Origin of the sequence: Sporosarcina sp. E16_8, from assembly GCF_017347095.1 — a bacterium.
Classification (GTDB): domain Bacteria; phylum Bacillota; class Bacilli; order Bacillales_A; family Planococcaceae; genus Sporosarcina.
On record NZ_JADPRZ010000112.1, the window covers coordinates 1 to 1649 of the forward strand.

Annotated in this window: 1 pseudogene; it reads left to right on the forward strand. The window is 42.7% G+C overall.

The window, feature by feature from the left end:
• Window positions 1–8: 8 nt before the first annotated feature.
• Window positions 9–1373: pseudogene (gene gndA, locus I2484_RS20965) on the forward strand (NADP-dependent phosphogluconate dehydrogenase); the annotation flags it as partial.
• Window positions 1374–1649 lie beyond the last annotated feature (276 nt).

Below are 1649 nucleotides of genomic sequence, written 5' to 3' on the forward strand. Positions count from 1 at the left end.
TAGGCGTGATGGGGATGAACCTAGCGCTAAACATCGAAAGCAAGGGCTATTCGGTAGCTGTCTATGATTATTGGACAGATCGAACAGATGCATTCTCGAACAATGAAGCGAAAGATAAATATATTCATGGTAGCTACAGCATTGAAGATTTAGTGGCTTCGCTTGAAGTTCCACGTAAGATCTTATTAATGGTTAAGGCCGGGGAAACAACAGATACGGTGATTCAGTCACTTATTCCTCATCTTCAACGAGGTGATATTCTTATCGATGGAGGAAATACATTCTTTAAAGATACGAATAGACGTACAGCAACCTTAAAAGAATCAGGTATACATTTCATTGGTGCAGGTGTTTCAGGTGGAGAAGAAGGAGCTCGTAACGGCCCATCGATTATGCCTGGAGGATCAAAAGAAGCTTACGAACAAGTTAAACCCATTCTTGATGCTATTTCGGCAAAAGTTGATGGCATTCCCTGCAGTGCATACATGGGCCTTGATGGAGCAGGACATTATGTGAAAATGGTTCATAATGGCATTGAATATGGCGATATGCAACTGATTTCCGAAGCCTATTTCATCATGAAACATGCACTTGGTCTTGAAGCGCAGGAGCTGCATGAAATATTTTCAGAATGGAACAAGGGGGAGCTCGATAGCTACCTCATTGAAATCACCGCAGATATTTTCACCAAGCTAGATGAAGAAACTGGTAAACCGCTCATTGATCAAATTTTAGATGTAGCCGGGCAAAAAGGCACAGGTAAATGGACAAGTCAAAATGCGTTAGACTTAGGCGTGTCCCTTCCAATCGTCACAGAGTCCGTATTTGCACGATTTATTTCTTCTATTAAAGAAGAGCGAATTGCAGCAAGTAAACTACTAAAAGGCCCTGAACTGAAAAAGTATGCAGGTGATCCAAATGATTTGATCGAAGCGATTCGCAAAGCTTTATATATGAGCAAAATTTGTTCGTATGCTCAAGGTTTTGCGCAAATGCGTGCAGCATCCGAGGAATATGATTGGGAAATTCCTTACGGAGAAGTAGCAATGATTTTCCGCGGCGGTTGTATCATTCGTGCCCAGTTCTTACAGAATATCAAAGACGCATTTGACACGAATAGTGACTTACCAAACCTATTAGTCGATCCGTACTTCAAAGAAATAGTGGGAGACTATCAGAATTCACTTCGCGAGGTATTAGCTGTAGCCATTCAACTTGGTATTCCAGTTCCTGCTTTCTCAAGTGCATTAGCTTATTATGATAGTTATCGTACTGAAACATTGCCAGCCAATCTTATCCAAGCTCAACGCGATTATTTTGGTGCACATACCTATGAACGTCTTGATAAAGAAGGACATTTCCACACTGAATGGTCAATAACAAAAGCGCAAGCGCCTGGTCAGGACCGACAAAATAAGGAACACAGCCAAAGTACGCCGCGTCCTGCGGCAATGTCTGTGTGACCCACATCCTGTGGGCCTCCGAGCCCCTAGGCGCTGAAGTCTAGACGTGAAATAGCTTATTTTGCAGGCTTTCCATAGTACCAGATTTTATAGTTTCCAAAGCAATAAATCGAGTAGGAGGGAGTGATTAACTCCCGACCTCTCACACCACCGTACGTACCGTTCGGTATACGGCGGTTCAATTAA